The sequence below is a fragment of the Mycobacterium sp. 1465703.0 genome (assembly GCF_001672975.1).
Lineage (GTDB): Bacteria > Actinomycetota > Actinomycetes > Mycobacteriales > Mycobacteriaceae > Mycobacterium.
Map to the genome: position 1 here is coordinate 1 of NZ_LZKU01000045.1, position 26,173 is coordinate 26,173.

Annotated in this window: 26 protein-coding genes, 1 tRNA gene and 3 pseudogenes; 10 read left to right on the plus strand and 20 right to left on the minus strand. The window is 64.6% G+C overall.

The features are described 5' to 3' along the window. Positions 1–73 (minus strand): annotated as a pseudogene (locus tag A5625_RS28930) (peptide-methionine (S)-S-oxide reductase); the annotation flags it as partial. Positions 74–81: 8 nt separating this feature from the next. On the opposite strand from A5625_RS28930, the pseudogene A5625_RS30665 reads away from it, so the two are divergent. Beyond that, positions 82–189 (plus strand): annotated as a pseudogene (locus tag A5625_RS30665) (peptide-methionine (S)-S-oxide reductase); the annotation flags it as partial. On the opposite strand, the pseudogene msrB reads toward A5625_RS30665, so the two are convergent. Then, positions 175–633 (minus strand): annotated as a pseudogene (gene msrB, locus A5625_RS03805) (peptide-methionine (R)-S-oxide reductase MsrB); the annotation flags it as partial. The pseudogenes A5625_RS30665 and msrB overlap by 15 nt on opposite strands. Positions 634–709: 76 nt before the next feature. Next, a complete protein-coding gene (locus A5625_RS03810) occupies positions 710–1,480 on the minus strand; it encodes an SDR family NAD(P)-dependent oxidoreductase (RefSeq protein ID WP_066989192.1) in 771 nt (256 codons plus the stop codon). 381 nt (positions 1,481–1,861) lie between these two features. On the opposite strand from A5625_RS03810, the gene A5625_RS03815 reads away from it, so the two are divergent. Continuing rightward, positions 1,862–2,173 (plus strand): putative quinol monooxygenase, encoded by a 312-nt coding sequence (locus tag A5625_RS03815; protein ID WP_066989194.1) that lies wholly within the window; start codon positions 1,862–1,864, stop codon positions 2,171–2,173. A gap of 24 nt (positions 2,174–2,197) precedes the next feature. Further along, positions 2,198–2,872 (plus strand): TetR/AcrR family transcriptional regulator, encoded by a 675-nt coding sequence (locus A5625_RS03820; protein WP_066989196.1) that lies wholly within the window; start codon positions 2,198–2,200, stop codon positions 2,870–2,872. Here A5625_RS03820 and A5625_RS03825 read toward each other — a convergent pair whose 3' ends face one another. Next, positions 2,873–3,556: a TetR/AcrR family transcriptional regulator gene (locus A5625_RS03825; protein ID WP_066989198.1), complete on the minus strand. Its 684-nt coding sequence runs from the start codon at positions 3,554–3,556 to the stop codon at positions 2,873–2,875. It lies immediately after the preceding gene. Positions 3,557–3,603: 47 nt separating this feature from the next. After that, positions 3,604–4,203 (minus strand): GNAT family N-acetyltransferase, encoded by a 600-nt coding sequence (locus A5625_RS03830; RefSeq protein ID WP_066989200.1) that lies wholly within the window; start codon positions 4,201–4,203, stop codon positions 3,604–3,606. 320 nt (positions 4,204–4,523) lie between these two features. Here A5625_RS03830 and A5625_RS30520 point away from each other — a divergent pair, with 320 nt between their 5' ends. The 6 genes from A5625_RS30520 to A5625_RS03860 all read left to right on the plus strand — a co-directional run bounded on the left by A5625_RS30520 (position 4,524) and on the right by A5625_RS03860 (position 10,223). After that, positions 4,524–6,479: a serine/threonine-protein kinase gene (locus A5625_RS30520; RefSeq protein ID WP_082984254.1), complete on the plus strand. Its 1,956-nt coding sequence runs from the start codon at positions 4,524–4,526 to the stop codon at positions 6,477–6,479. Between the two features lie 366 nt (positions 6,480–6,845). Continuing rightward, on the plus strand, positions 6,846–8,009 hold the full coding sequence (locus tag A5625_RS03840; protein ID WP_066989202.1) for a tyrosine-type recombinase/integrase: 1,164 nt from the start codon (positions 6,846–6,848) through the stop codon (positions 8,007–8,009). A 364-nt stretch (positions 8,010–8,373) separates the two neighbouring features. Then, positions 8,374–8,559, plus strand: coding sequence for an excisionase family DNA-binding protein (locus A5625_RS29485; protein WP_066989204.1), 186 nt, complete (start codon positions 8,374–8,376; stop codon positions 8,557–8,559). Between the two features lie 87 nt (positions 8,560–8,646). Beyond that, entirely contained in the window at positions 8,647–9,204 is a 558-nt protein-coding gene (locus A5625_RS03850) for a hypothetical protein (RefSeq protein WP_066989206.1), read from the plus strand. Further along, the gene (locus A5625_RS03855) at positions 9,198–9,692 is read left to right on the plus strand and encodes an AAA family ATPase (protein WP_066989208.1); all 495 of its coding nucleotides are present in this window, start codon (positions 9,198–9,200) and stop codon (positions 9,690–9,692) included. The genes A5625_RS03850 and A5625_RS03855 overlap by 7 nt, the downstream gene beginning before the upstream one ends. A 342-nt stretch (positions 9,693–10,034) precedes the next feature. Further along, positions 10,035–10,223, plus strand: coding sequence for a hypothetical protein (locus A5625_RS03860; RefSeq protein WP_066989210.1), 189 nt, complete (start codon positions 10,035–10,037; stop codon positions 10,221–10,223). Positions 10,224–10,264: 41 nt separating this feature from the next. Here the strand turns inward: A5625_RS03860 and A5625_RS03865 are convergent, their stop codons facing one another. From A5625_RS03865 to A5625_RS03905, 9 genes are all read right to left on the minus strand, one after another. Continuing rightward, on the minus strand, positions 10,265–10,861 hold the full coding sequence (locus tag A5625_RS03865; RefSeq protein WP_156747905.1) for a hypothetical protein: 597 nt from the start codon (positions 10,859–10,861) through the stop codon (positions 10,265–10,267). 528 nt (positions 10,862–11,389) lie between these two features. Beyond that, the gene (locus tag A5625_RS03870) at positions 11,390–11,818 is read right to left on the minus strand and encodes a nuclear transport factor 2 family protein (protein ID WP_082984256.1); all 429 of its coding nucleotides are present in this window, start codon (positions 11,816–11,818) and stop codon (positions 11,390–11,392) included. Positions 11,819–12,070: 252 nt separating this feature from the next. Further along, positions 12,071–12,147, minus strand: a tRNA-Pro gene (locus A5625_RS03875). A 289-nt stretch (positions 12,148–12,436) separates the two neighbouring features. Then, positions 12,437–13,837, minus strand: a complete 1,401-nt coding sequence (gene der / locus A5625_RS03880; protein WP_066989216.1) for a ribosome biogenesis GTPase Der — start codon at positions 13,835–13,837, stop codon at positions 12,437–12,439. Beyond that, positions 13,834–14,517: a (d)CMP kinase gene (cmk, locus tag A5625_RS03885; RefSeq protein ID WP_066989217.1), complete on the minus strand. Its 684-nt coding sequence runs from the start codon at positions 14,515–14,517 to the stop codon at positions 13,834–13,836. Before cmk ends, der begins: the two co-directional genes overlap by 4 nt. Beyond that, a complete protein-coding gene (locus A5625_RS03890; RefSeq protein ID WP_066989219.1) occupies positions 14,514–15,257 on the minus strand; it encodes a pseudouridine synthase in 744 nt (247 codons plus the stop codon). Before A5625_RS03890 ends, cmk begins: the two co-directional genes overlap by 4 nt. Beyond that, positions 15,257–15,961 (minus strand): SMC-Scp complex subunit ScpB, encoded by a 705-nt coding sequence (gene scpB, locus A5625_RS03895; RefSeq protein WP_066989221.1) that lies wholly within the window; start codon positions 15,959–15,961, stop codon positions 15,257–15,259. The genes A5625_RS03890 and scpB overlap by 1 nt, the downstream gene beginning before the upstream one ends. Then, the gene (locus tag A5625_RS03900) at positions 15,962–16,789 is read right to left on the minus strand and encodes a segregation/condensation protein A (RefSeq protein ID WP_066989223.1); all 828 of its coding nucleotides are present in this window, start codon (positions 16,787–16,789) and stop codon (positions 15,962–15,964) included. After that, positions 16,786–17,649, minus strand: a complete 864-nt coding sequence (locus A5625_RS03905) for a ParA family protein (protein WP_066989225.1) — start codon at positions 17,647–17,649, stop codon at positions 16,786–16,788. Before A5625_RS03905 ends, A5625_RS03900 begins: the two co-directional genes overlap by 4 nt. 305 nt (positions 17,650–17,954) lie before the next feature. Here A5625_RS03905 and A5625_RS03910 point away from each other — a divergent pair, with 305 nt between their 5' ends. After that, positions 17,955–18,707, plus strand: a complete 753-nt coding sequence (locus A5625_RS03910; RefSeq protein ID WP_066989227.1) for an O-methyltransferase — start codon at positions 17,955–17,957, stop codon at positions 18,705–18,707. 15 nt (positions 18,708–18,722) lie between these two features. Here the strand turns inward: A5625_RS03910 and xerD are convergent, their stop codons facing one another. The 6 genes from xerD to recN form a co-directional block, all read right to left on the minus strand. Then, positions 18,723–19,664: a site-specific tyrosine recombinase XerD gene (gene xerD / locus A5625_RS03915; protein WP_066989229.1), complete on the minus strand. Its 942-nt coding sequence runs from the start codon at positions 19,662–19,664 to the stop codon at positions 18,723–18,725. Further along, positions 19,661–20,284, minus strand: coding sequence for an NUDIX hydrolase (locus A5625_RS03920; RefSeq protein ID WP_066989231.1), 624 nt, complete (start codon positions 20,282–20,284; stop codon positions 19,661–19,663). The genes xerD and A5625_RS03920 overlap by 4 nt, the downstream gene beginning before the upstream one ends. Next, positions 20,277–22,028: a CTP synthase gene (locus tag A5625_RS03925; protein WP_066989233.1), complete on the minus strand. Its 1,752-nt coding sequence runs from the start codon at positions 22,026–22,028 to the stop codon at positions 20,277–20,279. Before A5625_RS03925 ends, A5625_RS03920 begins: the two co-directional genes overlap by 8 nt. Positions 22,029–22,150: 122 nt before the next feature. After that, complete coding sequence (locus tag A5625_RS03930; protein WP_066989235.1) at positions 22,151–23,095, minus strand: copper transporter; 945 nt, start codon at positions 23,093–23,095, stop codon at positions 22,151–22,153. A 21-nt stretch (positions 23,096–23,116) separates the two neighbouring features. After that, the gene (steA, locus tag A5625_RS03935) at positions 23,117–24,298 is read right to left on the minus strand and encodes a putative cytokinetic ring protein SteA (protein WP_066989238.1); all 1,182 of its coding nucleotides are present in this window, start codon (positions 24,296–24,298) and stop codon (positions 23,117–23,119) included. A 113-nt stretch (positions 24,299–24,411) separates the two neighbouring features. Then, positions 24,412–26,166, minus strand: a complete 1,755-nt coding sequence (gene recN, locus A5625_RS03940) for a DNA repair protein RecN (RefSeq protein WP_066989240.1) — start codon at positions 26,164–26,166, stop codon at positions 24,412–24,414. Positions 26,167–26,173: the final 7 nt, after the last annotated feature.

Below are 26,173 nucleotides of genomic sequence, written 5' to 3' on the forward strand. Positions count from 1 at the left end.
CGGGATGGTTGCGGTACGTGGGGTGCGCGTTGTGGCCGCCGGTGTATCCCACCCGGGTGGAAACCACGCCGGGCAGCAGTCATGAGCAACGTCAACGAGATCGCCGTCCTCGCCGGTGGCTGCTTCTGGGGCATGGAGGAGCTGTTTCGTAAGCTGCCCGGCTACGTTGTGGTGTTTCGCGGCCTCACCGTTCGTGAACAGACTCAGGTATTCCCCATAACCCTGGGCTTCCAGGTCGTCGCGATGGATGAATCGCAGCGAGGCAGAGTTGATGCAGTAGCGCAACCCGCCGGCGTCCCTTGGCCCGTCTGTGAATACGTGGCCCAGATGACTATCGCCGTGGGCTGATCGCACCTCGATCCGTTCCATGAAGTGGCTGCGGTCACGCTTTTCAACGATGTTGTCTGCGTCGATGGGCTGGGTGAAGCTGGGCCAGCCACTTCCACTGTCGTACTTATTCACCGAGGCGAAAAGTGGCTCACCAGAAACGATGTCGACATAAATGCCGGGCTCGTGGTTATCGCAGTATTCGCCGGTGAACGGACGCTCGGTACCGGCCTCTTGGGTGATGTGGTATTGCTCAGGGGTTAACGCGTCTACCGCGTCCGGGCTCTTGCTGTATTGGCGTGGCATCCGATCTCCTTCATTGGTGCGCCGCTGATATGACGAGGGCGCTGAGTGTTTTATTAGGATTTCCCGCGTTGTCGGGTTAATTGCGGCCGGCCATGATGCCGCCGTCGACATTGAGAATCGCGCCGGTGACCCAACTGGCCTCGTCAGAGAGCAGATACGTCACGGCGTTGGCCACGTCGGCCGGGGTGCCGACTCGTCCCAGCGGATGCAGCGGCGCGAACGTGTCGAGCGTGGCGTCGATCTCGTCTTTGGGGATGAAGCCCTCATAGAGCGGGGTCTTGACGACGGCCGGCGCCACCGCGTTGACCCGGATCTTGTGCTCGGCAAGTTCGATGGCCAAGTTATGCGTCAGCGCATGCAAGCCGGCCTTTTGCATCGAGTACGCCGACGACGGGGTCGCACCGATCGCCTGATGGGCCCACATGCTGCCGATGTTGACGATGGACCCGCCCTCACCGCGGGCGATCATGCCCGCAACGACGGTCTGCGTGAGGAAGAACAAGGCATAGTTGAGATCCATGTACGAGTCATAGAAGTCCGCGTCGTACTCGAGAAACGGCTTGGGGATGAAGAACCCGGCCGCGTTGACCAACAGCGTCGCATCAGCGTGCTCCTCAGAAAGCACACGTTGCACATCGGCGACCGTGCTGCGATCGGTCAACTCCGCAGTGATTCCCCAGGCTTGGCCAGCCCCGCCGGTCAACTCGGTCACGGTGTCCTCGACACGGTCTTTCGACCGGCCGACGATCACCGCGCTGCCGCCGTGGCCAACGACATCGATGGCGACCTGCCGGCCCATACCGGCGCTGCCTCCGACGACGATGACCTTCTTGGAATCGAAGTGCATGGTGAGACCCTTCTGCTAATTGTTCCCGACGGCTCCCGCTGGGCCATATCCGCCTTTCGCCCCGCAAGAAGAGTTGTAGCCTTGGCGTCGACACCCGGTGATCCGCATGTCGACGTTTAACTAGGGCCAGTCTGCTGACCGGCAGGGTGAGCCGTCATCACCCCAGCGTTGTTTCACCCGGGTGAGTTTCTGGCGGGGTGCTGAGTTACAAACGCGCAGCAAAATATTGACCACTCACGCGATCCTCCAAGTATGTTAGCCTGGAAGTGGGTTGAAATACCCAGAAGACGGGCCCGGTAGACGAAACGCCGGTGCCGCAAGGTAATTACTCGCTACCGTGACTACGCAGAGCCCTGAGGCGACGATGAAGGAGCGTCAACCATGTATGGCTCAGATGAAGAAGTGGTGCTGATCACCGAGGCCACAGCTTTGCCAGGCAAAGGCGACGACCTGCGGCGCGCGCTTGTCAAGTTACTCCCCCAGTCGTTGGCCGAAGCGGACGTCAGCACCTTTCGCCTCCACGAAGACCGCGACAAGCCTGGACATTTCACGCTTTACCAGCGGTTCCGAAACCAGCACGGCGTCGACCTTCATGTCCAAACCGATCATTTCGCGCTCAGCGTCGAAGCCTTGGCCCAGTTCGCTGAGGGTGGCAAGCCCCAGGTCACCTTCTACCATGTAGTGAGTCGGTAAGCCCTTCTGATTTGATAGCCGGACATGATTGATGACAACGCGGTCGGCCTGACCCCACGGGGTCGGGCGACGCATGCCCGCATCGTCGGAGCGGCCGCTGATCTGGTGTACAAACGGGGACTGCACAACACTGCGGCGAGCGACGTGCGCAAGGCTGCCTCCGTAAGCGGGTCGCAGATGACGCACTACTTCAACGACAAACATGCGATGGTGCGCGGCATCATCGCCTGGCGCCGTAATGAATTGATCGCGTTTCACACGTCAGGCGAGCTGACCAGGCTAGACACTTTCGAGGCGCTGCAGAAGTGGGCCGACCTCAACGTCCAGAAGCAACTCGATGTGAAATGTGGCGGCGGATGCACATTCGGGTCCTTGGTGGGCGAATTGGTTCCACCCCAAGACGATATCCGCGGTGACGTCTGCGCGGTCTACGACGAATGGGTCGCGCTGTTTCGCACCGCATTGACCTCCATGCGCAAACGTGGAACCCTAAGCGCCGACGCCGATCCCCTGCACCTCGCCAGGGTGCTGGTCGCTGCCCACCAAGGCGGATCGCTGCTCGCGCAGACGACCCATTCCATCAATCCGCTGCGCGACGCGCTCAATGCCGCCGTCGACTACGTCCGTACGTTCGCTACCCGGCCGGTGACCGTTGCCGCTAAACGCGGCGGTAAAACAGCATCGGAGCGCACGCGTTAGCTAGCCACCGCGCGATGCCCCGGCAGCCTGAGCCACCGCCCCTGGCCTCGCCGACCGTCGGTCACGCGGGCGAGCGGCGAACTGGCGCAGGTAGCTCAACGCGAAGGTCAGGGCGTCCCGATCCGGCCAGGTCTTGCCGTACGCGCCGGTCATCAGGCCTCCGCCTTCGTGGGCGGTCACCAGCACGTTAGCCAGAGCCACCGGATCAGCGGACTCAACAAGCAATCCGCTCTTCTTCATTCGCGTCAGGCCACGACGTAACAGCGCCGTCCATTGCCGGTAGCCATCGGCGAGCAGTTCGCGCGTCGGCTCGTTCTGCTTGCTCAGTTGGCCGGCCAGCATCCCATACGTCGGCAATGCTTGTTGGCGATTTCGGCGCTGACTCGAGACCAACGTGAGCTCGGCCCACTTCTCGTAATCCTCGAAGGTGTCCAGATTGTTCAGCGCCGGCTGCCGATGAAAGTCCAGCAGCACCTCGGTTTGCCGGGCGATGACGGCGCGTATCAGCGCGTCCTTATCGGCAAAGTAGTGGGACAGCTGTGAGCCACTGACCATGGCGGCTTGCCGTACCCGATCCTGGCTTACCGCCGAAACACCTTCCGTCACAAACAACTCGGCGGCACAGCTGAGGATGCGGTCGCGCGTTGCTCGTCCACGACGTGTCACTGGCAACTGGGCGGGCATGGCGTCAGATTACCCGGTCGTTGCCGATATGGGCGCTACGACCCACTTCAGTTCGGCGCTGGGGCGCAGGCCGGCTCTGGCAGATCCAAATCCGACTTGCTCAGTCGGTAGATCTCGAGAGTCAGGTTGTAATACTTGTCGGTCTCACCGACCCATTCCATGCCGACTCGCCGCGCCGTAGCCACCCCGCGATGATTGCCTGGCCGCACGACGGCGAAGACCTCGCTTACACCAACATTGGTGAATGCTTGATGGGCCACTGCGTGACCGGCTTCCGCGCCGTAGCCGTGACCCCACTGCGCCGGTGCCACCTGCCACCCGATCTCGAGATCGTTGCGGCCGGGTGGAAGTGGAAGCAGTGCCACTCCCCCGATCAGGTCGCCAGAGTTTCTATCGGTAATGGCCCATCGGCCCAGGGGCAGGCCGGTCGCGTCGCTTTCGGCGATCCACTCGCCCAATAGATCGCGCATGTGCGCCTGGTCGGTGATCAACGGCAGCGCCGGACACAGCCAACGCGAAACCTCCGGCGCTCCGTAGATTTCATAGGCGGCCGCGGCATCGTCGACTTGCCACGGGCGCAAGAGAAGCCGAGTCGTCAGGATGCGTCGGGTGTCGGGGTCCCATTCAACGTGACGATGCTCAGCCATGCCGCCTCCTGGTTAGTCATACTGGGGCAAATCACCCAGTCGTCATAGACTACCTGGCGTTGCGAATGCACGCTTGGCGCCCAGCGGTGCCTGGGGCCGTCAGAACGAGTCTGCGCACGGCCGGCCGTCACTGTTTGAATAGCGCGACGGCGGCGACACCGGCGCCCACATGCTGCGGTCTGGGATCAGGACGGTGCTGACCTTCATCTTCTGCAGGGAAGGCAAACAGACTTTTCGCGCGAGATAACTCACGCTGCGAAGCCGCCGTGACGTAGTCGAACTCGCCGTCAAATTCCGACTAAGTTCGTAATATCCTTCCCATGCAATTGAGCGCCGGCCAGGTTTTTGCTGGCTACATGATCGTCCGCCCGCTTGGTTCAGGAGGAATGGGCGAGGTCTACTTGGCTGATCACCCGCGACTCCCCCGCCAGAACGCCCTGAAGGTGCTTCCAGCCGATGTATCTGCAGACGCTGACTACCGCGCCCGCTTCATCCGCGAGGCCGATCTCGCCTCAAAGCTATGGCACCCGCACATCGTCGCCGTTCATGACCGGGGCGAGTTCAACGGGCAGTTGTGGATATCGATGGATTACGTCGACGGTCTTGACGGGGCTCAACTTCTCGCCAACCGCTACCCAGACGGAATGCCCGTCGAGCAGGTCGTGCGGATCGTCATCGCCGTGGCTAGCGCGCTGGACTATGCGCACAAACAGGGCCTCTTGCACCGTGATGTCAAACCAGCCAACATCATGCTCACCCATCCTGACGGCGATGATGATGACCAGCGGGTCTTATTGGCCGACTTCGGCATCGCACGAAATGTCGACGACATCAGCGGACTTACCGCCACCAACATGGCGGTCGGGACCGTCGCCTACGCCGCACCAGAACAATTGATGGGTGAGAACCTCGATGGCCGCGCTGACCAGTACGCCCTAGCCGCCACCGTCTACCACCTGCTGACAGGGAGACAGCCCTACCCCCATTCCAACCCGGCGGTGGTGATCAGCCGTCACCTCAACGCAGCACCGCCAAAGCTCTCAGATATCCGCGACAGCCTAGTCAAATTCGACCCACCCTTAGCCACCGCGCTATCCAAGAAACCTGACGACCGGTACGCACGAAGTTCGGATTTCGCACGCGCACTCGTCGAGCAGAACACATCACCGGTTGCTGCCGTGCTGGCCGCAGCACCAACCCAACCGGCACCGGTTGCCCCGCGAGCTGCTGCCGAAGCGGGCGACAATCAGTCCCGCGCAGAGACAGTGAGCGCATCAGGACGGGCACTACATAAACGCCTGATACTGGCCGTCGCAGCCACCGCCCTAGCTGCCATCGTCGTCGCAGTCGTCGCCTTGCGCCCCTGGGTAGAACAAACTTCTGCAGCTGGGCTTGAGGCGACCCACGATACATCGCTGGCGCAACCAACGAGAAACACCGGACCTCTCACCGGTTACTACACAGCAGATTACGGACCTGAGATCGAACTAGGCAGCAGCAAAGGCCTTAACCCCGATGCCGCCCAAGGCATCCTCGAAATTCGTTCTGCATGCACTCCCACCGGCTGTGTGGCCGTAGCCAAAGCAAAAACCGGCCCAAACATCAACCGCACCCTTATTTTCGATGACATCGGTGGTCAGTGGCTCTCAGTCGGCACCGCCCTCAGCACATCTCCTGCCATCTCGAAGGGAATGAAGGCAGGCTGCGAACAAGGACTTGCGCCTGAGGTGTGGGAAACCGTGTCACTACAACCGCGGCAAAACGGCACCTTCACCGGCCAATACGAGGTCACCGACGCCAACAACTGCAACACATCTCGCACCGTCAACCTGACACGAACCGGTGACGTCGACATCGCCAGCATTGGTGACGCCGCCGCACTGCCGCCGCGGAAGCCTTCGCCGGCGGCAGGATTCCGCGGTCAGTACCGCTACACCCACAGCGCAGCTGCCGGCTCGCACGACGTGCTGGGATTTGTACAGACCCGCTGCCTGCGCACCGGCGAACGTTGCATGAGCTATTTCTATGAGTCCAGATCAGCAGAACCGTTCGTATTTGCCGACGGCCAATGGATTCTTCACTACAACGCTCCCGTTTCATGCGGAAGTGCTACCGGTCCCCGAGTCCGGATTGACCGAAGCGCCGAGCTGGATCTACCGCAGCCGACATCCGACCCGATTGAGGTACTCGCGGGCCAAGGACAAGAAACAGTATCCAGCGGCCCATGCGCTGGAACACAAAACTTCAACCTAAGGTTCGAGCGCACCGGAGACTAACGAGGCTTCTAGCGTAAGAAGCGGTATTCGCTTGAGCCAGATCGTATCTCGAACGCCCGCGACTTAGGTGGTGACTGAAAGCGCGTATTGGTTTTACCGCTGTTTCATTGTCCCTGCGGGGGCAATGCGATGCCCCGGTGCAGGCACGGTGAACCCGAATGGTCGGTGAGCCCGAATACATTCTCTGGCCTGTGATGGGCTGACAGGATTTGAATTTGCCATCTCGCAGAATGCGCTCGTATGCTGTGGACAGCAAAAATGGCTTCTAGCTGCTAAACACGGGAATCCGACCCTTGCCCACAAGTGTCAGCGAGTGTCACTATTGGCCTACAGATCGCACACAGATCGCACGAAAAGCTGACAAGAATGGCAGGCAAACAGGGACGCCGCGGCTGGGGCTGGATACGACGACTCCCGTCGTCCAAGCGTTACCAAGCCTCATACATCGGGCCCGACCTGGCACGCCACTACGCGCCCAGCACGTTTGCGACCCGCATGGATGCCGAACGCTGGCTGGGTGACGAGCGCCGGCTCATCGATCAACAAATCTGGACCTCGCCGAAGCATCGCGTCGGGCAGCGCAAAGCTGACGTGATCACCCTCAACGAATACGCCGACCGCTGGATCGAGCAGCGCACCGTCAAGCCGACCACCCGGATCGAGTACAAACGCATCAAGAGCAGGCTGCTCGCCGACACCTTGGGCAAGGTGCCGCTGAAAAACATCAGCAGCGACCTGGTGCGCGGCTGGTACTCAGCGCTGGGCAACGACACACCACGACGCAACAGCCACGCCTACGGCTTGCTGCACGCCATCATGTCGACCGCGGTCGCCGATCAACTGATACCGGCCAACCCGTGCATGATCCCGCGCGCCATGAACCCGAGCCGCAAGCGTGAGCCGGTCATCCTGTCGGTCGGCGAGATCGCGCGAGTGGCCGACGCGATCCGCCCGGAACGTCTGCGTTGTTTCGTGCTGGTGTCGGCTTGGCTGGGGCTGCGTTGGGGCGAGGCTATCGAGCTGCGCCGCAAAGATGTTGACGACACCTGCGAAGTCATCCTCGTATCGCGGACCGTCACCCACCGTGGCGGCCTCAAGCCGGGGAGCCCGAGGGGCTCCGGCTGCCGCATCGACACACCCAAGTCGGGTAAGGCCCGCGCGGTGGTGGTACCGCCGCACATCCGCGCCGACCTCAAACACCACCTGGAAACCTTTGTGGGCAAAAAGCCTGATGCGCTGCTTTTCCCGGCGCTGCGCGACGGCTGTCACCTCAATGACTCTGTGTTCGCCAAGCATTTCGCGCCAGCACTGAAAACTGTTGGGCGCGAGGGTGTGCGCATTCACGACTTAAGGCATTTCGCCGGCACTCAGACCGCCCGTGTCGGCAACTTGGTGGAGACGATGGGTCGGTTGGGTCATTCGACGGTGAAAGCGTCACTCACCTATCAGGCCATCGTGAGCGGCCGTGACCGTGAGGTCGCCGCCGCGCTGTCGGCACTAGCCACAACAGCCGAGCAGCCCACCAACTGATTCATCGCCCGCTGCTGGTTCCTCCTGCGCTGTGGGCTGTCTTTTGCGTTTCATAGGTGTGTCTAGGAAAAAGTTTGCAACACATAAAAACCGGGATTTGCGTGGCATAGCCTGGCACTGGCTGGCATAGGCTGGCATTCACGTAATTCCTTGCCGCGGCAGTCATTTCTCGGCGCTTGCGGACATTGGCCGCGCGGTGGTACACCCGTCGTCGACAATCCTTGAAATGCAGACCCACGGGTCGCACGACCGGGGGGCGACACCGAAAAGACGTCCGGGCAATACGTGCCCAGGAATGCCGCCCCAACACCCGTGGTGCTTTTGGTCTTTCATATCGGCACGACAAAATTTCAGGAGCACCACGATGGGTAAGAAAATCAGCCTCGACACCGCAGCCGACGAGCTGGGTGTCTCTAAACGCACTGTGCGGCAGCTCATCTCGGATGGTGTGCTGCCCGCGTTCAAAGTGGGCCGCACATCCGCGGTGCGCATCGACGCCGACGAGCTGCCCCAAGTGCTGCGCCCGATCACCCCCAACGGCAAGCTGTGAGCCGCCAGCCGAACTCCCACAACTAAAAACGCTCGGCCCGCACCCCAGTGAAGGTGACGGACCGAGCAACAACGGAGAAAACCAACCATGGAGGACGATGCAGCAGCACCTGGCAGACAAGCCAGCCAGGGAACCCACTTCAAGCCACCCACGGGACCGGGTCGCTGCACCGGCTGCGGCTTCTATGTTGCGCGGCAAGGCCATCGCAGCGGCTGCCACCGCGACGCGCCGGTAACACCCGGCGAGGCAGACTTCGGCGCAACCAGGCCGTGGCCTGATCCGTCGCAGGATTTCATCGGCAACGTCAATGCAGCCGATCACGCGCGAAGCGTGTTCCTCAAGCCGGTCGGCAACCCGCACGGCTGGCGGGTGAAAAGCGACACTCGCGGCGATGCCCACGCCCGGCTGCGCGGCGTCGCCGAGCACGTCTCCAAACAAACAGAAGGCGTCACCAACAACGCATTGAACTGGGCCGCACACAAGATGCGCGGACCCGTCGCCAGCGGCGAACTCACCATCCACGAAGTGCGGGACGCACTTTGGAACGCATGCATCACCAACGGCTACATCCAACGGGACGGGGAAAACCAAACCCTCGCCACCATCGCCTCCGGCCTCGGCGTCAGCAAGGCGGACCTATGCTGATCGAACCCAGCCGCTCCTGGCGCTCGATTGATCTCGGGCCGATCCTGTCCGGTCAATGGTCGCCGCCGCAGCCGGCAGTCGGCGCTCGCCGCGACGGCATCGGACTGTTCTATCCGCGCAAAATGCACAGCGTGGCCAGCGAATCCGAGGCAGGCAAAACCTGGCTTGCAATCTCTACCGCATATCACGAACTGCGACAAGGCAATTCGGTGCTCTACATCGACTTCGAGGACGACGAAAACGGAATCGTCGGCAGACTACTCACCTTCCACACACCGCATGAATGGATACGCGAACGATTCCACTACAAGCGGCCCACACAATCGGTGAACACCGAAATCAACCTCGCCGACCTGTACGAGACTGTCGAGCAACACAACCCGACACTCGCGGTGATCGACGACCAGACCGGGCGGACAACGATGCGGCCGCGGGGCAATTTTCTTCGCCGTCGACGACCGCCACTACCACCGAGACGGCACCAGTAACCGTCGCTGCTGGGCGGCGCTCAGCGGCGGGGTGTCTAGCGCCGCATAAAACTCCCGCGCAACGGGTGGGTGCTGGGGCTTCCTTTCCCCCCTCGTCGACACCCGCCCGGGGTGCGGTTTGAGCACCGGGCGGGCCGGGGCTTTTTCTCCTGAGGCCACGGCCCGCCACAGGTGCATTTGCGTTGCCCGCGCCGGACGCAGTAGTGGGCCAGCAGTTGTGTGTCGCCGCGCCGTTTTGGACCTAGATTCCCAATTTCGGAATCGGCTTTCGATTACTAGAATTTGCGGCTGATTAGCGGAATTTCCTTGTGTTACAACAGCAATCGGACAACACTTGCTCGTATGGAGACCACTGTTGACAGACCCCCACCGAACAGCAGCATCAGCGTGGCCCCGTTCATCGGGCCCTACGACGGCGGCGAGGAACGCCTGGTGCGCGTCGCCGGTTTCGGCGCGACCGACTATCTCACCTCATCCGAGGCGCGTGCGCTGGCTCGTGCGTTGGATGTGGTCTGCCGCGAAGTCAAGTGATTCGAATGAATCACTCTCAGGGTTGGTCGCTGAGATGATCACTACGTGGGCCGCCAGTCGACATGTCTGAGGTATCGAATGTCGGTTTTCACAGGCGCCTCGGACACGCCGAGTTGGCGTTCGGCGGCGCGCACTACGGCATCGGGGTCACGGTCGGCCTCAGCACGCGATATCGGAATCACAACCAAACTGCCACGGATGCTGCGACGCCAGTACACCCCTCGGTGGTCACGAAAAAAGATGTCGAGATCGTCGGCTGTCACCGACGAATGCGAAAGCGGGACCAGCACTTTCCATTGACCGTTTCGCAGGACGCTCAACCGGGTGCGTGCAAGGCGATCTCTGGCCGGCTCAAATTCATGCGGTTCGGTATCGACGATACTGCCCATTTCGTCCCGCGCTTTATGGGGCGTATCCGCTCGCTTACAGGTGACCACCACGAGCAGGTCGTATACGACGACCTCTGAGGCGTTGCCTAACGCCACATACACGTAGTGGTTGACTTCCTTCTCGTACTTGCTCGTGACGTGTTCCATGAGCCATCCGGTTATGAGTTCGGCCTGTTCGCGCCTCTCCTCGCTGCGCCGGACGCGCTCATTGTGGAAGAACACCCATAAGGCGACGACTAGTGCTCCCACGGTGCCAACCGCTGCGAAGGCTTCAACGGCGTACCCCACTGCATGTGCAGGTGTTCGTGGCCGACTGCAACCGTGAGAGCTAGGTCTATGACGCCCAACGTCACGACAACGCCAGCGAGCACAAGCGCTGCCGCTGCCCACCACGAACGCGCAACGACCCTGGCCAGCCGTGCTCGCCAACCGCCGCCGCCGGTCGGTTCGTTCATACGACGCACACTAAGAGCCTTGTCCGGCAGTTATGCGCTGCCGCGCCGGGCGGACTCATGCGAATGGTGCAGCGTGTGCCGCGCGTCACGCCCGCCAGCGCGTCATTCCCAGCGCTCAGAATCGCTGCTGGCGGGTCGGGACGTGTGAGCGCGTGTGTGATCGCAGCGGGCGACCCGCCGAGCGCTCGCCTGATCGCACACCGATCACACATGGCTTGCTGACTTGACACTAAAACACTGTCTGAGCTGCGTGGGTTCCGCAAGCCGGGATGAGTGCATACAGAAAACGCCCCGACCGGAGCCGGGGCGTTCCTCCGTCGTGTCAGGCGGGCTGCCGCACGGCAGTCCCCTGGTTGTTGTCGATCACGTAGCGCCAGATTCCGTCCGTGCCGCGGCGCAGGACATCGCTCGCCGAGCCATGGAAGTGCACCTGCTTGCCGTCGGGACCTGTGCCGTCAATTGCCCAGTCCAGAATGATCAACGCGATGTTGTCGTTCGTGAACACGTGGCGCGTTTTGGCCTTCAGCGGCAGTCCGAAACTGACCAAGTACTCAAGATCGGCAGCCATCTCGGCGAGACCGGTGACGGGTCGCCCGTCAGGCTTGACGAGCATGACCTCCGGCTCGTACAAGGGCAACAGCTCGTCGACCTTGCCGGAATTGAATCGCTCAACCAACGCCGCGACCATGTCTTCGGGCTTGGTGGGGAGGGCGGACATCGGGGGTCTCCTGTTCATGTTGGCGAACTGCATTACGACGACGTCAACGCCAGGCCCGGGACCATTTGCTCCCCTCTGGCCGGGTGATCTGTCGTTTCACCCAGGGTGATTTGTCGTTTCAACCGGGTGATTTGTCGCCGTTCCTGAGTCGTCGGACGTCGCCCGGCTGGCCATACCCGCCCAAAGTCTCCACCGGGCACGCGCCCAAAGTCTGGCCTGATCGCACACCGATCACACATGGTTTACTGACTCGACACGGAAACAGTGTCTGAGCTGCGTAAACTCTGGTCGGGCTGACAGGATTTGAACCTGCGACCACTTGACCCCCAGTCAAGTGCGCTACCAAACTGCGCCACAGCCCGCGCGCCGGTGCGTCCACCGGCAGCAGGTCGAAAGCCTACCGCAGACCCACCCGCGGCCCGTCACTACCTCGCTGAACTGCGAGTCTTCGCGTCGCGGGCATTCTCGAAGCAAGCGTCCACCTTCTCGGTGCAGATCGGCAGGCCGCGGCCAGTTCGGAAAGATCTCAGTGGTAGCTCGGGAAGCATTGGGTGATTTCCAACTGCGCTAGCGGAGTCGAGAGTCACCAAATGGTTCCGGAGAGACGGGGAACATTCCCGGAGAGACCGAAGCGTCCCGGACAACCCCCGCTCAGCGCCGCCTGCCTCCCCTCTTCTCGCGCACCCGCACGTTGATCCGGATCGGCGACCCCTCGAACCCGAAGGTCTCGCGCAGCCGGCGTTCCAGGAAGCGCCGGTAGCCGGCCTCTAGAAAGCCCGTGGTGAACAGCACGAACGTCGGAGGCCGGGCGGTGGCCTGGGTGGCGAACAGGATGCGCGGCTGCTTACCGCCGCGCACCGGCGGCGGCGTGGCCGCCACCACCTCTTTCAGCCAGGAATTCAGCGGCCCGGTCGCGATCCGGGCATCCCAGGACGCCAGCGCCGTCTCCATGGCGGGCACCAGCTTTTGCACCGCGCGCCCGGTTTTAGCGGAGATGTTGACCCGCGGCGCCCACCGCAACTGCACCAGTTCCCGGTCGATCTCACGTTCCAGCAGCTCGCGCCGGTCCTCGTCGACCAGGTCCCACTTGTTGAAGGCCAGCACCAGGGCCCGGCCGGCTTCGATCACCATCGACAGCACCCGCTGGTCTTGTTCGGTGAGCGGTTCCGATCCATCGATCAGCACGATCACCACCTCGGCCGCATCGATGGCCGAGTGCGTGCGCACCGAGGCGTAGAACTCGTGCCCACTGGCCTGGCCGACCTTGCGCCGCAGACCCGCGGTGTCGACGAACCGCCACACCTTGTCGCCCAGCTCGATCAGCGAGTCCACCGGGTCGACCGTCGTCCCGGCGACGTCGTGCACCACCGAGCGCTGATCGCCGGCAAGCTTGTTCAGCAGTGAGCTCTTGCCCACGTTCGGCTTGCCGACCAACGCCACCCGCCGCGGACCGCCCGCTGTGGGCGCCACTTCAGACACCTCGGGCAATGCGGCCAGCACCTGATCGAGCAGATCCGCCACGCCGCGGCCGTGTATCGCGCTGATCGCGTGCGGCTCGCCAAGCCCCAGCGACCACAACATCGCGGCGTCCGCCTCGGCCTTGTCGCTGTCAACCTTGTTGGCGGCCAAAAAGACTGGCTTGCCAGACCGTAGCAGGATCCGGGCGGCGGCCTCGTCGGCCGTGGTGGCGCCGACCAGAGCGTCGACCACCAGGATCACCGCATCGGCGGTGCGCATGGCCACCGATGCCTGCTCGGCCACCAGTTGCTGCAGCCCCTTGGCGTCTGGCTCCCATCCCCCGGTGTCCTGCACGACGAATCGGCGCCCAGTCCACAACGCGTCGTAGGACACCCGGTCGCGGGTGACGCCGGGGATGTCCTGTACCACCGCTTCGCGTCGGCCCAGGATCCGGTTGACCAGTGTCGACTTGCCGACATTGGGTCTGCCGACCACCGCCACCACCGGCGCCGGGCCGGCTTCCTCATTTTCGTCCAAACCGAATTCGACGGAATCCCAGTCGCTTTCGTCGCTCCACGTGCCGTCTTGAGTCACCGCACCGCTCCGCTTCGCTGTTTGACCAAGTCCCGCAAGTGGGAAATCACCTGCGGCTCGGTCATTTCGCTGGTGTCGACGACGACCGCATCCGGCGCCGCCCGCAGCGGCGACACCGGCCGAGTGGAATCCAGGTGGTCGCGCCGGCGGACGTCGGCCAGCACCGCCTCGTAGTCGTCGGCCAGACCGGCGGCCACATTCTGATCATTGCGCCGCCGCGCCCTTGTCTCGGCCGACGCGGTCAGGAAGATCTTCACGGGCGCGTCGGGAAGGACGACGGTGCCGATGTCGCGGCCCTCGACGACCACACTGCCGGGCCCGTCGGCCATTTCGCGCTGCAGGCCGACCAGCCGGGTACGCACGGCGGGAACCGAGGACACCGCCGATACCGCACCGGTGACCCGGTCGCCACGGATCTCCGCCGAGACGTCTTCGCCGTCAAGAAAATACCGGTCGCCGTCGGGATGATAGTCCACCGACATGTGCACCGTTTCGGCCATCCGCGCGACGGCCGCAGCGTCGGACGGGTCGATATCGGCGCGTAATACGGCCAGTGTCACCATTCGGTACATTCCGCCGGTGTCCAGGTAGCGAGCCTCCAGTGCCCTCGCCAATCCCTTTGACACCGATGACTTTCCGGTTCCCGCCGGGCCGTCGATGGCCACCACGATATCGCTCACAGGCCCACCGCTTGATACAGCTGGCCGACCTCGTGGTGAGCCAGGGCGCGAATGGTGCCCGGCCGCTGCTTTCCCAGCGAGACCGGGCCGATGTCGGTGCGCACCAACGACTCCACCGGAAATCCGGCGGCCGCCAGCAGCCGGCGCACAATGCGATTGCGGCCTTCGTGCAGCGTCACCCGCACCAGCGTCTTGCCGGGAATGGCATCCACCACCGCGAACTCGTCGACTTTGGCCACTCCGTCGTCCAACTCGATCCCGGCGCGCAGCTTCTTGCCCAGACCTCGGGGCACCGATCCAGTCACCGTCGCCAGATACGTCTTGGGCACCTCATGGGAAGGATGCATCAGCCGGTGCGCGAGTTCGCCGTCGTTGGTCAGCAGGATCAGCCCTTCTGTGTCGGCGTCCAATCGCCCGACGTGGAACAGGTTCTTGTTGCCGCGGACTTTGCGCTCGACCAGATCACCGATGCACGGCCGGCCGCGGTCGTCCGACATGGTCGAATGCACGCCGCGCGGCTTGTTCAGGGCCAGGTATACCTGCGAGTCGTCGAGGGCCACGCGGGCCCCGTCGACGCGGATCACCGAGGAGTCCGGGTCGACGCGGGTGCCCAGTTCGGTCACCACCTGCCCGTCCACCTCGACGCGGCCGTCGATGATCATCTTTTCGGCGGCTCGCCGCGACGCAATTCCGGCCTGGGACAATACTTTTTGCAGCCGGATCCCCTGCGCTTCTTCCATCAATCCTGGTCCACGTCGAACGACAGCGCCTGATCGGGTGATTGGCCGCCCGAGAGTTTGACGAAACGTGGTTCGCTGTCCAAGGATTCGCTGAGGTCCTCGATCGTGTCCACGTCCGGGAGCAGCGGCGCGATATCGGGCAGGTCGGCCAGCGAGGTCAACCCCAGCCGCTCCAGGAACAGGTCGGTGGTGGCGAACGTCGCCGCGCCGGTGTCCTCGTCGGTTCCGGCTTCGGTGATCAGTCCGCGCGCCAACAGCGTGCGCATCACGGCATCGACGTTGACGCCGCGAACCGCGCTGACCCGGGCGCGTGTCACCGGCTGGCGGTAGGCGACCACAGCCAGCGTTTCCAGCGCGGCCCGGGTGAGCTTGGACCGCGCGCCGTCCAGCAACAGCTTCTCCACGTAGGGGGCGAAGCGGGCGCGGGTGTACATCCGCCAGCCCTCGCTGTTTTGCCGCAAATCGATGCCGCTGTCGCGTTCGGTGAATTGCTCGGCCATCTCCCGCAACTTGGTGGCGATCCGGTACACCGGTTGTTGGGTGGCGGACGCCAGCGCCTCGGCCGTGACCGGGGTGTCAACCACCAGCAGCAGCGCCTCCAGCACCGAGCCGAGTTCCTCGGAGTCCATCGGCGCGACTTCGGCGATGTCGGGGATGCCTGCGATGTCGGAGGCGAGATCGACATCCGGCATGTCTTCAGTCATCTATTCGTCCCGCACTTCTACCAAGGCTTCACTGACCGGACGTTCCCCGGTCCACGAGATTTGGAGCACGCCAAGCGGCTCTGACTGGTCGAATGCTACCGCCCGGGACCGATACAGTTCGAGCAGCGCCAGGAAGCGACCCACCACCTCCATCGACGCCTCACAGTCGGCGACCAGCTCGGAGAACGTCGCCCACGCGCCGGTGCCCCGCGCTTCCAGGAACGCCAGCAGCTTCTTGGCCTGCTCGGGAACCGAGACCTGGACCTGATGCAGGTGCCCGACCGACACCGTCGGGACCGGCCGTGGGCTGAAAGCAATGGCGGCGATCTGGGCGAAGCGTTCGGCGTCGACGCCGAGCATCACCTCGGGCAGCAGTTCGGTGAACCGATCCTCCAGCGACACCGAGCGCGGATAGCTGCGCAGCGCGGTGGCCTCCAGTTCGGCGAACATCTCGGCGACGTGCTTGAACGCGCGGTATTGCAGCAGCCGGGCGAACAGCAGATCGCGCACCTCCAGCAGCGCCAGGTCCTCATCGTCGTCGACCTGTCCGGCCGGCAGCAGCCGCGCGGCTTTCAAGTCCAGCAGCGTCGCGGCGACCACCAGGAACGCCGTGGTTTCCTCCAGCTCGAGCTGCGGACCGATTTCGCGGGTGTAGGCGATGAAATCGTCGGTGACCTGGTGCAGCGCCACCTCGGTCACGTCGAGACGATGGGCGAAGATCAGTTGCAGCAGCAGATCGAACGGACCCTCGAAATTGGTCAGGCGGACTTGGAAGCCAGCTCCGTAGCCGTTCTGCTGTGGCGCCGCACCGTTTACGGTTTCTTTCACGCGCCGAATCGGTCGATGAATTCGCGGGCCAGCGCCCGGTAGGCGATGGCCCCGGTGGACCGCGGCGCCCAGGTGGTGATGGGTTCGCCGGCCACGCTGGTCTCCGGGAAGCGCACGGTTCGGGTGATGACGGTGTCGAACACCAGGTCACCGAACCGCTCCACCACCCGGGCCATCACTTCGCGCGAGTTGACCGTGCGGGGGTCGTACCGGGTGAGCAGGATCCCGCTGATTTCGAGTTTCGGGTTGAGCCGGTCGCGCACCTTGTCGACGGTGTCGGTCAGCAGCGCCAGGCCGCGCAGCGAGAAGTACTCGCACTCGGTGGGGATCACCACACCGTCGGAGCAGGCCAGGCCGTTGACGGTGAGCAAACCCAGCGACGGCTGGCAGTCGATCAGCACATAGTCGTAGCGATCCAGCACGGGGTGCAGCGCACGGCCCAGCGTCTGCTCTCGTCCCACCTCGTTGACCAGCTGGATCTCGGCGGCGGACAAGTCGATGTTGCTGGGCACCAGATCCATGTGCCTGACCCGGGTCTGCAGCAGCACATCGTCGATTGACACCCGCGGCTCGACCAAAACGTTGTGGATGGTCTTTTCCAGCTCGTAGTGCGGGACGCCTAGGCCCGCGGAGAGCGCACCCTGCGGATCCATGTCCACCAGCAGCACCCGGCGGCCGTATTCGGCGAGCGCGGCACCCAAGTTGATGGTGGACGTGGTTTTCCCGACGCCGCCCTTCTGGTTGCACATGGCGACGACTTTGGCCGGGCCGTGCGAGGTGCGCGGCTGCGGCTCCGGGATCGCCCGCGGCGGCCGCCCGGTCAGACCGAGCTCGACGCCGCTGTCCGGCTGCTCAGTCATGGCGGGGGTGTTCGGGAGGTGAACATCGTCGGAAAGTCTAACGGGTTCACCGCGCGAAACCCGGCGACCCGCAGGCAATTAACCAGCCAATATGGGCAAAATTCGGTGGTAGAACGCACATTCCGACCGCCTTTTCACTTCAGTCACAGCAGCACCAATTTTCGGAGGTGTTCCGCCTTCCGAAACGCGCTAGCACCGGCGCTAGCGAGTTAGCCGAATGACCTACCGGTACCGCCCCGGACAGGGCCCCAGCCGCCGCCGACACGCCGGACGGCCGGCACCGCCACCCGCCTATCGTGTCGACTATGAATCTCAAGCGACGGATCCCTCTGCTGCGTTGGTCGGTCTGGCGCATGGCCGTCGGCAATAAGAACATCACCACCACCGGCCAGATAGGTGACGGGCGCGAAGCGGCCGCCGTCGAATACGTGCTGCAGAACGCCCGGGCCGGCGACATCGACGACGTGCTGGCCACCATCGACAAGTTCGCCTACGAAAAATCACTGCTGATCAACGTCGGCGACGAGAAAGGGGCACTGCTGGACGCCGCGGTGCGGCGCGCCGACCCCACGCTCGCCCTCGAACTGGGCACCTACGTCGGCTACGGCGCGTTGCGCATCGCCAGGGCCGCCCCCAAGGCCAAAGTGTTCTCGGTCGAACTCGCCGAGGCCAACGCGGCCAACGCCCGCCAGATTTGGGCCCATGCCGGCGTCGCCGACCGGGTGACGTGCGTGGTCGGCACCATCGGTGACGGCGGGCGCACCCTGGATGCGCTGGCAAACCAGCACGGGTTTGCCGCCGGCACACTCGATTTCGTGTTCCTCGATCACGACAAGGATGCCTACCTGGACGACCTGCAGAGCATCTTGGATCGCGGCTGGCTGCATCCGGGCTCCATCGTGGTCGCCGACAACGTCCGGGTGCCGGGTGCGCCGAAGTACCGCGACTACATGCACCGCCAACACGGCAAGCTATTCAACACCGTCGAGCACAAGGCGCATCTCGAGTACCAGACGCTGGTCTCCGACCTGGTGCTGGAGTCCGACTACCTGGGCTGACCCAGGCGGCTAAAACTACTGCGCCCGCGGATGCGCCTCGGCCCATACCTCGCGCAGCGCGTGCACGGTGACCATGGTGTAGATCTGCGTCGTCGTCACCGAGGCGTGTCCCAGCAACTCCTGCACGACTCGCACGTCGGCGCCGCCCTCGAGCAGGTGGGTGGCGAAGGAATGCCGCAGCATGTGCGGCGACACCCCCGAGCTGATGCCGGCGCGCTCGGCCGCGTCCTGCAAGACTTGCCAGGCGCTCTGCCGCGACAACCGGCCGCCGCGCACATTGAGGAAGATGCCCGGTGTTCCGCGCCCGCGGCGCGCCAACTCCGGACGGCCCCGCACCAGATACGCGTCCAGCGCGGCCACGGCTGGGCGCCCGATCGGCACCAACCGCTGCTTACCGCCCTTGCCGCGCAACAGCACCGACCGGGCGTGCGTGTCGACGTCGTCGACGTCGAGCCCGACGGCTTCCGAGATGCGTGCGCCGGTGGAGTACAGCAGTTCCAGCAGCGCCCGGTTACGCAGGGTGAGCGGGCCATCGGCCGGGCTTTCTCCGCCGGCGCCCTCCAGTAGCGCCAGAACCTGGTCGATGGTCAGGCTTTTGGGCAGCCGACGCCCCGGGGTCGGCGGGCGGACCGCGCGCGCCACGTCGAGTTCGGCCAGCCCTTCGGCGGCGGCGAACCGATGCAGGCCGCGCACCGCGATCAGCGCGCGCGCCGCCGACACCGCGGACAGTGCCGCCGTCCCGGTGTCGGGATCCCCGCGGCGCAGCGCAACCAGGAACTCGCTCACGTCGTTCTCGCCCACCTTGGCCAGATCGTGAATTCCACGGTCCGACAAGTGCTTGGTGTACCGGCGCAGGTCGCGGCGATACGAGCTCAAGGTGTTCGCGGCGACGCCGCGCTCGATGGTGAGATGGTCAAGGTAGCCCTGCAACTGCGTGTCCAGCGCCACCGTCGTCATTGCGCGGCTTTCCGCGCAGCGAACGCCGACGGCTTGTCCTGCCACGTGCTGTCCACCGGACGCGGCTGGGCGAACCCCGTCGTCACGGCCTGGGCGGCCAAAATCCCTGCCACCGCAATGGCATTGACGATTTCACCGCTGAGCACCTTGCGGGCGGCGTCGGCGAGCGGATACCACGCCAAGGTCAGGTCGGCTTCTTCGTGGTGCGCCTCGGGCCGCTCGACCTGAGTCAGGCCGGTGGCCAGGTAGACGCGTACCGACTCGTCGCTGAAGCCCGGTGTGGAGTCGAGGTCCACCAGCACCGCCCAGGACTCGGCCTTCAGCCCCGCCTCCTCCATCAGCTCGCGAGCCGCGGTGAGATGAGCCGCCTCGCCGCCGACATCGAGCAGTCCGGCAGGCAACTCCCACAGCCGCCGGCCGAAAGCGTGACGGTACTGGTAGATCATCGGGATGTTGCCGTCGTCGTCCATCGCGACTACGGCGACCGCCCCGTAGTGCTCGACGATCTCGCGAGTCACGACCTCGCCGCCGCGCATCCGTACCTGGTCGCTGCGGAGCGCGAAAATCTTTCCGGTGTACAGCGTTTCGGATGACGCCGTCTCGAAGACGTGTTCAGCCACGGGTCGCGGGCTCAGGTATCGGCCGCGCGGCGCTGTCCCGGTGCTGGATGCCGTTCGATGACTGCTCCGGGATCTCCACCGGCAGCAGTTCACCCGCCTTGTAGTCGATGGCCGCGCCGACGAATGAGACGAACAGCGGGTGTGGCCGGGTGGGCCGGCTCTTCAGCTCCGGATGAGCCTGGGTGCCGACCATGAACGGGTGCACGTCCCGCGGGTATTCGACGAATTCCACCAGATGGCCGTCCGGAGATGTCCCGGAGAACCTCAGGCCGCTTTCGGCGATCTTGTCGCGGTAGGCGTTGTTGACCTCGTAGCGGTGCCGGTGCCGCTCAGACACCTCCGTTGCGCCATACGCTTGGGCCACAATCGAATCCGATTCCAGCACCGCGGGGTAGGCGCCCAGTCGCATGGTGCCACCCAGGTCGGCTTCACCGGCGACGATGTCGACCTGATCGGCCATCGTGGAGATGACCGGATCGGGCGTCTCCGGGTCGAATTCCGCCGAGTTGGCCTGGGCCAGACCGGCGGAACGCGCCGCCTCGATCACGATGCATTGCAGGCCGAGACACAGGCCCAGCACCGGCAACCCACGGGTGCGGGCGTACTGGATGGCACCGATCTTGCCCTCGATGCCGCGGATGCCGAACCCGCCGGGGATCAGCACGCCGTGCACGTCGCCCAGCGCCGCTGCGGCGCCGGCCGCGCTCTGACAGTCGTCGGACGGCACCCAGACCATCTCCACCCTGGCGTGGTGCTTGAATCCGCCGGCACGCAGCGCCTCGGTGACCGAGAGATAGGCGTCGGAGAGCTCAATGTATTTGCCCACCAAGGCGATTCGCACGACCTCATGCGGCTCGTGAACCCTGCGCAGCAGGTCGTCCCATTCGGTCCAGTCGACGTCGCGGAACGGTAGGTTGAGCCGGCGCACCACGTAGGCGTCGAGTTCCTCGCGGTGCAGCACTTTCGGGATGTCATAGATCGACGGCGCGTCCGGGGTGGAGATGACGCCGTCGATGTCGACGTCACACATCAGCGCGATCTTGTTCTTCAGCGCCTCCGGGACATCTCGGTCGCAGCGCAGGATCAGTGCGTCGGGCGTGATACCGATGCTGCGCAGCGCGGCCACCGAGTGCTGGGTGGGTTTGGTCTTGAGTTCGCCGGACGGGGCCAGGTAGGGCACCAGCGAGACGTGCAGGAAGAAGACGTTTTCACGGCCCAGGTCGTGACGCACCTGCCGGGCCGCTTCCAGGAAGGGCTGCGACTCGATGTCGCCGACGGTGCCCCCGATCTCGGTGATGACCACGTCCGGACGGTTGCCTTGGGCGTCGGGTTGGGCCATCGACAGGATGCGCGCTTTGATCTCGTCGGTGATGTGTGGAATCACCTGAACGGTGTCGCCGAGGTATTCGCCGCGCCGCTCCTTGGCGATGACCGTCGAATACACCTGCCCCGTAGTGACATTCGCCGAGCCGGACAGGTCGCGGTCCAAGAACCGCTCGTAATGTCCGACGTCGAGGTCGGTTTCGGCGCCGTCCTCGGTGACGAAGACCTCGCCGTGCTGGAACGGGTTCATGGTGCCCGGGTCGACGTTGAGGTACGGATCGAGTTTTTGCATCGTCACGTACAACCCGCGGGCCGTCAGTAGTTGTCCAAGGCTGCTGGCGGTCAACCCCTTGCCCAACGAGGATGCGACTCCCCCGCTGACGAAGAGGTGCTTGGTGGCGGATTGCGGGTGCTTTCGCACAGGCGACCTCCGTGAAGACGGGCAGGGCGTCAAAATTGTTCTAGCGAATAACTAGATGGGCCTGCCGACCCACGGAAACCCACCCTAACATCAGCCGCGCTGTGTCGCGGCTAACACGCCCGCTACTGAGGCACCGTGATTGACGTCGCCCCGTGGCCGGTGCCGTACTGCCCGGCGTGACCGCCGTTGAGCAGGTCGTGCAGACCCAGGACGGCGGTGATGCGGCCCGGCGCGGCGTCGACGTCGTCGACGGTGCTGATCGCCGAATTCATCCCTGCGTCGGCGCGCGCGACCGCCACCGCCGCGCCACCGGTCGCCGAACCGTCGCGCCCGGCCAACAGGGTGCCCGACCCGTGCGGGGCCAGCGCTGCCGAGAAGCGGGCCACGCTGACTCCCTTGTTACCGGCTTCCCCGGGTAGCGAACCGCCCGTGACGATCAGCGCGGCATTCGCCGCGCCCATGTGATCGGTCGCCTGATAGGTGATGAAGCCGGTGTCCCGCAGCGCCGCCAGCACGGTGTTGCGCTGAACGTCGTCCACCGGGGGCGCCGCCGGGTTGGGGTTGGCCAGCAGGGCGATTCCCATCAGGTCACCGGCCTGCGAACCCTGGTCGACGAGCTTGGTGCTCAGCTGCTGACCCGCCGGCAGCACCGAGGAGTTCACCACCGTCTGCAGTTTCTCCGCCGAGTTGGCCTCGACGAACTCAGTCGTCAGCGAGACCGTCCCGGTTACCGCCCCGCCGGCCTGACCTATGAAGTTCGACACCGCTGCGACGTCGTCGTCTTTCGCGTCCGGGGTGCGGAACACCACCACCGACTTGCCACCCAGCGCGTCATGCACTATCCGGCCAGCCAGTTGAGTGTCGAAATTGTTTGCCGCGCTGAGCTTTTCGTTCAGCACATTCTTCTGGTCGTTGAGCCCGCTGATCTGGGCGTTCAGATCCTTCTTCTCGTCACGCAGGCTGGACAACAAGGTGTCCGACAAGAAGCCGGAGCCCAGCACGACTCCCACGGCCAGCGCGAGGAAGACGGCGGCCAGCGACAAGGCATGTTGACGCAACGAGATCATTTAACGCACCGTCCAGCAGAACTAGGTGACCCACTTCTGCACCACCAGGCAGAAGTGATTCCAGTAGTCGGTGACCCAATGCAGCACCACGCCATCGGTGCGCGACACCCACAGCGCGACGATGACGGCGATCAGCATGGTCAGCGCCAGCAGCGCGATGGCACCCGCCGAAATGTGGTTGCGGTACAGGGTGGCTACCGCTTTGGCGTCCACCACCTTCTCGCCGACCCGCAACCGGGTCAGGAACGTGGAGGGGTTGCTGTGTGCGCGGGTGCGGTCGAAGAACGTTTCGATGTTGGCGGTGTGGCCGGCCGTCACCAGCAGCGCCGCGCCGTGGTGGTCGGCCAGCAGCAGCGCCAGATCGATCGCCGAGCCCGCGGCCGGGAACGTCATCGCCCCGACGCCGAGATCCTGGATCCGTTCCAGGCCGGGCGCGTGCCCGTCGGCGTCGGCCGGCAACACCACCTGGGCGCCGCACTTGAGCGCGTCGGTGCTGATCTGGTCGGGGTCGCCGACGATGACCTGGGGGCGGTAGCCCGCCTTGCGCAGGACGTCGGCGCCGGTGCCGACACCGATCAGGGCCGGCTGATACTCCTTGATGAACGGCTTGAGGGACTTCAGGTCTTCCTCGGCGCTGGGCTCGTCGGCGACGATCACCACGTGCCGGCGGCGCAGGTCGACGTCGACGTCGGGGATGCCGATGCCGTCGATCAGCAGTGGGCTCTCGCTCTTGATGAACTCGATTGTGTTGCCGGCGAACGCCTCCAGGTGCGCAGACAGCCCGCTCTTGGCCTCGCGCATCAGGTCGGCGATGTCGTGGTCGGTGCGCTCGGTGCCGCGGACCAGCCTGCGGTCGCCGGCGTACACGCCGCCTTCGTGCAGTCGAATCTTGGCGCCGTCCTTGACCTTCTTGAAGATGTCGGGTCCGGCCTCGTCGATCAGGGTCACCCCGTTGTTGACCAGCACCTCCGGCCCCATATTCGGGTAACGGCCCGATACCGACGGAGACGCGTTGACGACCGCGGCGATATCGGCTTCCACCAGGGCGTCCGCCGTGATGCGGTCCAGATCCAGGACGTCGAGCACCACGATGTCGCCGGGGCAGACCCTACGCAGCAATCGGTCGATGTTCCGGTCAACGCGGGCGGTGCCGACGAGGCCCGGCCGGGCGGGGTTTCGGGAGAGCAGGCCTGACATCTTCATGGGGGCGATTCTGTCCAAGATGCGTCGGCGTCGATGGGAGGCGCGCCGTAACATTAGCCTCATAAGTTATCTAGAGTCCCATTAGTCACATCTGTATCCCAGGTTCCCGACGGTTAGATCTCATCCTTCTGCGCCGCGTCGAGCAGTTCGCGGGCGTGCGCGCGGCCGCTGTCGGATTCGCCCAGCCCGGCCAGCATCCGCGCCAGCTCGGCCACCCGCTCGTCGTCGGCGACCCGTCGCACCACGCTGGTGCCCTTGGGTCCCGCGCCATGCACCACCAGGTGCACGTCGGCGTAGGCCGCCACCTGCGGCAGGTGCGTGACCACGATGACCTGGTGGGTGCGCGCCAGCCGGGCCAGCCGCCGCCCGATCTGCACCGCGGCCCGGCCGCCCACGCCCGCGTCGACCTCGTCGAACACCATGGTGGTGCCCACTGTCTCTTTACGGGAGGCGGCCAGTACCACCTCCAGCGCCAGCATCACCCGCGACAGCTCGCCGCCGGAAGCGCTCTTGGCCAGCGGCAGCTGATCCATCCCGCGGTGCGCGGCGAAGCCGAACTCGACCTGGTCGATGCCGTCAACGCCGGCGCGGGCCAGTTCGCCGGAGGGCAGTTTTAGCGCGGCCGCATCGTCGGACGCCGACGCCGTATCGACAGTCACCTCGATGCCGAATTGGGCGTCGGCCATCGCCAGCCCGGACAGCTCGGCGGTGACCTCTTTGGCCAGCCGCTTGGCGGCCTTGCGCCGGATGTTGCTGAGTTCGATTGCGGCCTGGGTCAATTCACCCGCGAGCTGATCGACCCGGCCCGCCAGCGCGGTCAGCCCCTCCTCGGAGACGTCGAGTTGGGCCAGTCGCTGCCGCGATTCCTGTGCCCAGGCGAGCACGCCGTCGATGTCCGCGGCGTATTTACGCGTCAGGGTGCGCAACTCGGCCTGTCGGGCCAGCTTGGTTTCCAGCGCGCTGGCATCGACCGGCAGCTCGTCGAGAAAGCCGGCCAATTCACCGGCCGCATCGACGACCACGGTCAGCACCTCGCCGATCTGGCCGGCCAGCGCCATCAGCTTCGCGTCATCGGTCGATTCCAGTGCGGCCCTTGCCTTTCCCAAACTCTCGGTCGCGCTGAAGCCCTCCGCGTCATCCGAGGACAGGGCGGCGCGGGCCCCGGCGGCGGCTTCGCGCAGCGTGTCCAGTTCGGAAAGCCGCAGGATCTCGGCGACCAGGGCATCGTCCTCGCCGGGTTGTGGGTCCACGGCGTCGATCTCGTTGAGCGCGAAGTTCAGCCGATCGGCCTCCAGCGCGAGTTCGCGCATCCGGTTGCGGCGGTCCAACAGGTCGCGCCGCGCCGACAACCAGGCGTCGCGCAGTTTGCCGTAACGCTCCAGCGCAGGACCCGCCTTGGCGAACCGGTCCAGCGCACCGCATTGTTCCTCGGGCCGCATCAGTCGCAGCTGGTCGTTCTGCCCGTGCAGGGTCAGCAGTCCGGCGGTGAAGTCGCCCAGCGACTTGGCGGGCACGCTGCGGCCCCCGAGATACGCCCGCGACGGCCCGTCCCGGTTGACCGAGCGCAGCGCGATCACGCTGCCGTCCTCGTCGCGTTCGGCGCCCGACGCGTCCAGCATCTCGTCCAGCTTCACGATCAGGGCTTCGTCTAGATCGGTTGTGGCGAAACGGCCTTCGACCACGGCACGCTCGGCGCCGGACCGCACTCGGGTTGCGTCCGCGCGGGCACCGCCGAGCAGGTGCAATCCGGTGACCACCATGGTCTTACCGGTACCGGTCTCGCCGGTCAGTACGGTCAGGCCGCGGTCGAACTCCCCGACCGCGGAGCTGATGGCACCGAGTGACTCGATGCGGATTTCAGTCAGCATTCAGTCA